Raw genomic sequence first — 4915 nt, forward strand, 5'->3', positions numbered from 1 at the left:
GCGGCCTCCGCCTGTTCGCTGAAATCCACAACGCCGGGGATCACCACCGCCGAGGTGCAGTCCTCCAGAAGGTAGACTTTCTTGGCCAAGCTGGGATCCGTGGCCTGGATCTCTTGCAGCAGGTCGCTCACCGTCCAGGCCACGCAGTGGCTTTTGGCTTGGCCAGCCACGATCAGGGCATCAAACTGCAGCAGGTGGTGGATGAGGAGCTCATTTTTCTCGTCGATGGGATCCCCTTCCGGCCCAGTCAAAACCTCCGGGCTAAGCACGGAATAATTTTCCGTCAAGGGATTGGCTCCCTTGAGCTGCAGGCTGGGCTGGCTGCAGCGGGCCATGCCGTGAAAGAAAATCGCCTCCTCCACCGCTGGCACCAGGGCATGGCCAATCCCCCCCAGCATGGAGTGGTAGGGCCAGACGATGAGGGGATATTTTCCCCCCTGCTCCAACTGCTCGGCGTAGTGCAGAGCGTAGACCTGCAACCGCGTCAGATCCCCCTGGGTGAGGTTGGCAGCCATGGCGGGGTTAACCCGCCAGCGTCCGCAGCGGATATCGGCTGCCGAAATGGCCGTGGCCGGCTCAGGATGGGCTCCCTGCGCGTCCACCCAAAAGACGGGGTGGAAGATCTGCATGGCCGTGTGGGTGTCGAGAGTGGCAATGATCTGGGTGAGGCAAGCCAAATTGCGGTAGATGAACTGACAAAGCCGTCGATTGTCTTCCACCGCTCCCAATCCGCCGGAACCGGCCACAAACAACTCAAAGCCGGGAATGCAAAAGGTGTTCTGCACATCAATGAGCAACAAGCCCACCCGCACCCGATCCGCCTCTGCCGGCGGGATCCCTTGCTCCTTGGCCCAGAGCTCGGCTTCTGCTGCCCGCTGTTGGTAGGGCACGCGCCAAATCTCTCCCACCCGCTCCGGATCAAAGTGGGGGGGAAGGCCCGCTGGAGCCTTAACAGTTAGCTCCTGTAGAGTGGTATTCATGGCGTTCTTCCGGTGGGGGCTGGATTGACCAGGCTTGCACCCGCTCGATAGAGTTGGACGGGTAACACTTATGGTTGGTTTCACTATAAGTTGGGGGCAAGATTTTGTCCAGATGGCCGCCTGTATTTCTGGCTGAGTTTGGGTTTGGTGTCTTGTCGAGGCCGATTTTTAGGGTTTTTTGGGGTTGTGATGCTTCTGGTGGATCCCTACAAGCAGCCTTACTTATGGTAAGTTTCACTATAACCTTCGCAACAGCCCTCTGCTCGATCCCGCCGTTCCCCACTGGCTTCTGCCCCGAGGTTTTTCATGTTGAGCCCTGATTTCTCGTCGTTGCGGCCCCAAGACTATGGCCTGCTAACCGACCTGTACCAGTTCACCATGGCCGCCTGCTACGTGGGGGAAGGGCTAGAGTCTCAGCCCGCTGCCTTTGAGCTGTTTGTGCGGCGGCTGCCCACCGACTATGGCTACCTAATCGCCATGGGGCTCACCCAGGCAGTGGACTATCTGCAGCAACTGAGCTTCGCCCCCGAGGCTTTGCGAGCGCTGCGGGAAACGGGCATTTTCGCCGATGCGCCGGAGCGCTTTTGGGAGCTGCTGGCCCGCTGCCGGTTTGAGGGGGATGTGTGGGCGGTGCCGGAAGGAACCGCCATTTTCGCCAACCAGCCCCTGTTGCGGGTGGAAGCCCCCCTCTGGCAAGCCCAACTGGTGGAGACCTATCTGCTGTCCACCTTTAACTACCAGACCCTGATCGCCACCAAGGCGGCCCGTATGCGAGATGCAGCAGGGGATGAGGCCATTTTGTTGGAGTTCGGCACCCGGCGAGCTTTTGGTCCCCAGGCGGGGCTGTGGGCAGCCCGGGCGGCTCTGGCGGCAGGGTTCAATGCCACCTCCAACGTCTTGGCAGCCCTGAAATTGGGGCGCAAGCCGGCAGGAACCATGGCCCATTCCCTAGTGATGGCCATTGCTGCTCTCTCGGGAGACGAAACCCGCGCCTTTCAATCCTTTCGGCGCTACTTTCCCCAAGCTGCGCTTCTAATCGATACCTACGATCCCATCCAAGGGGCGCGCACAGCAGCCCAGCTCTTTGCGGCCAGAAGCCCAGATCAACTGGGATCCCAGGGGGAAATCGGCGGGGTGCGCATCGACTCGGGAGATTTGGAAGATCTCTCTCGCCGGGTGAAACAAATTTTGCCTCAAGGCGCCCCGGTGTTCGTCAGTGGGGATTTGGATGAATACGAGATCGAGCGCCTGCATCGCTCCCAAGCCCCCATCAGCGGTTATGGGGTGGGCACCCGCCTGGTAACTGGAGAAGGCGTAAACGGGGTGTACAAATTGGTGGAAATCAATGGGATCCCAGTGGCCAAAGCTTCCTTTGCCAAAGCCACCCTTCCCGGTCGCAAGCAGATCTTTCGCGGCCCTGAAGGAGACTTGTTGGGCCATGCTGACGAGCCCCCGCCTCCTGGCTACGAACCGCTCTTGCGCAAAGTTATGGAAAAAGGGCTGCTGCTGGATCCCTTGCCGGATCTGGAAGCCATTGCCCGCACCAGCCGCGCCTCTGTGCTGTGCCTGCCCCAGGGAGTGCGACAACTGCGCCAGCCGGATCCCTGGCCCACAGCCCTGACTGCCGCTTTGCAACGGTTGAAAGACCACACCCTTGGCCAGGAATGTGCCTCGGCGGGCCCTGCCTGAGGAGAAGGAGTCCCGCTGCACTATAATGTTCTAGCTTCAAGGTCTCCGCTTTGAGGTTTGAGTTTTGCCATTGGACTTGAGCCTCAGGCCATTTTGATTTTTGGTGTTTTCCTAGTCTTTGCCCCCAGCTCTATGACCCAACGTGCCCTAATTACCGGCATCACCGGACAGGATGGCTCCTATCTGGCCGAGCTGTTGTTGAAGAAAAACTACGAAGTTCACGGCATCATCCGCCGCGCCAGCACCTTCAACACCGACCGCATCGACCACATCTACGTGGATGCCCATGACCCCCAGGCTAGGCTATTCCTTCACTACGGGGATCTCACGGATGGCACCACCCTGCGCAGGATCCTGGAACAGGTGCAGCCGACGGAAGTGTACAACCTGGGGGCCCAATCCCACGTGCGGGTGAGCTTTGATGCGCCGGAATACACCGTCGATGCAGTGGCCATGGGCACGCTGCGTCTTCTAGAGGCCATCCGCGACTACCAGCAGCGCACCGGGATCCGGGTGAAGTTTTACCAGGCAGGCTCCTCGGAGATGTTCGGCCTAGTGCAAGAGATCCCGCAAAAGGAAACCACCCCCTTCTACCCGCGCAGCCCCTATGCCTGTGCCAAGGTGTACGGCTACTGGCAGACGGTCAACTACCGCGAAGCCTACAACCTCTTCGCCTGCAACGGTATCTTGTTCAACCACGAAAGCCCACGGCGAGGGGAAACCTTTGTAACCCGCAAGATCACCCGCGCCGTCAGCCGCATTGTGGCCGGCAAACAGGACAAGCTCTACCTGGGCAACCTGGATGCCAAGCGGGACTGGGGCTACGCCAAAGACTACGTCGAGGGGATGTGGATGATGCTCCAACAACCCCAGCCGGATGACTATGTGCTGGCTACCGGGGAAACCCACACTGTGCGCGAGTTTGTGGAACGGGCCTTCGCGCTGGTGGGCCTGCCGATTACCTGGAAAGGCTCCGGCCAAGCCGAACAGGGGTTGTACAAAGACCAAGTGTTGATCGAGATCGATCCCCGCTACTACCGCCCAACCGAGGTGGATCTGCTGTTGGGGGATGCTTCAAAAGCCAAGCGAGTCCTAGGATGGGAGCCCAAGGTGAGCTTCCCGCAGTTGGTGGAGCTGATGGTGCTGGCCGACTTGGAAGCCATCGGCCTGGATCCGGATCCCATCTTGGGGGAACGGCGCACCCTCAACGGCTTGCTTAGCGAAGATCGCGCTTTCATCCGCACCCAGCTGGGGGTTCACTACGACTGACAGGGTGAATACAACGGTGGAGACGGGATCCCAAAAGACAGCCTTGACCCCTTGTCCAAAGCAGGAACTAAACGCTTAATATAGTAGATCGCTGATTCTTTTGGTGCCTCGTCCTCTTGCTCCCCAGCTGACCATCTCTTGCTGACTTTGTTTGCTGATTTCGGAGAAATGCCCGCATGTCCCGCTACACAGGCCCCCGCCTAAAAATTATTCGTCGCTTCGGGGGACTTGATCTGCCCGGCTTGACGCGCAAGCGCCCCAAAAATACCAACCCGCCCGGTATGCATGGCGCCGAGCGCAAGAAAAAATCCGAATATGCCATTCGCTTAGAAGAAAAGCAGAAGGTGCGCTTCAACTACGGGCTGAGCGAGCGGCAGATGATCCGCTACATGCGCAAGGCACGGCGCTCCAAGGGATCCACCGGTTTGGCCTTGCTGCAAATGCTGGAAATGCGGTTGGATTGCATCGTGTTTCGTCTGGGCATGGCTCCAACCATTCCGGCAGCTCGGCAGCTCGTGAGCCACGGCCACATAGAGGTTAACGGCCAAAAGGTAACCATTCCCAGCTATGGCTGCAAAGTGGGGGATGTGATTACAGTAAAAAATAAGGAATCTTCCCGCAAGCTGGTGGCCGCCTACGCGGAGTATCCGGGGTTGTTTTTGCCGGACTACCTGGAGTTTGACAAAGAAAAGCTGCGCGGACGCATCAAGGAATTGCCCCCCCGCGAGCAAATTTGCGCCCCGGTCAACGAGCTTTTGGTGGTTGAGTTCTATTCCCGCAAGCTCTAGGGATCCCCTTTTGTGGCCATTGCAAATTGCAGGGGAATTTTGGGCAGTTTGACGTTCTCCTCACCCTTGAGGCCGGGGGATTTTTCACGGTTTGTTTTTTGTAGCGTTTCCCCTGCTCATCGCTCCTGTTGGCGATGCGTAGCGTTAGCTAGACCGCCGGGAAGCCCTGCCCTCTGTTAGTGACTAGTG

General features: G+C 58.8%; 4 protein-coding genes. 3 read left to right on the plus strand and 1 reads right to left on the minus strand.

Annotated features, from left to right (window positions below):
* The coding region (locus NW820_RS10070; RefSeq protein ID WP_414407412.1) for an isochorismatase at positions 1-980 on the minus strand (980 nt) is incomplete at its 3' end.
* Positions 981-1286: 306 nt separating this feature from the next.
* On the opposite strand from NW820_RS10070, the gene NW820_RS10075 reads away from it, so the two are divergent.
* The 3 genes from NW820_RS10075 to rpsD all read left to right on the plus strand — a co-directional run bounded on the left by NW820_RS10075 (position 1287) and on the right by rpsD (position 4726).
* Positions 1287-2669, plus strand: coding sequence for a nicotinate phosphoribosyltransferase (locus tag NW820_RS10075; RefSeq protein ID WP_011432726.1), 1383 nt, complete (start codon positions 1287-1289; stop codon positions 2667-2669).
* 132 nt (positions 2670-2801) lie between these two features.
* Entirely contained in the window at positions 2802-3938 is a 1137-nt protein-coding gene (gmd, locus tag NW820_RS10080; RefSeq protein WP_011432725.1) for a GDP-mannose 4,6-dehydratase, read from the plus strand.
* Between the two features lie 176 nt (positions 3939-4114).
* On the plus strand, positions 4115-4726 hold the full coding sequence (gene rpsD, locus NW820_RS10085) for a 30S ribosomal protein S4 (RefSeq protein WP_011432724.1): 612 nt from the start codon (positions 4115-4117) through the stop codon (positions 4724-4726).
* The last annotated feature ends 189 nt before the right edge of the window (positions 4727-4915 follow it).

It is taken from the genome of Synechococcus sp. R55.7 (assembly GCF_047461955.1).
Lineage (GTDB): Bacteria > Cyanobacteriota > Cyanobacteriia > Thermostichales > Thermostichaceae > Thermostichus.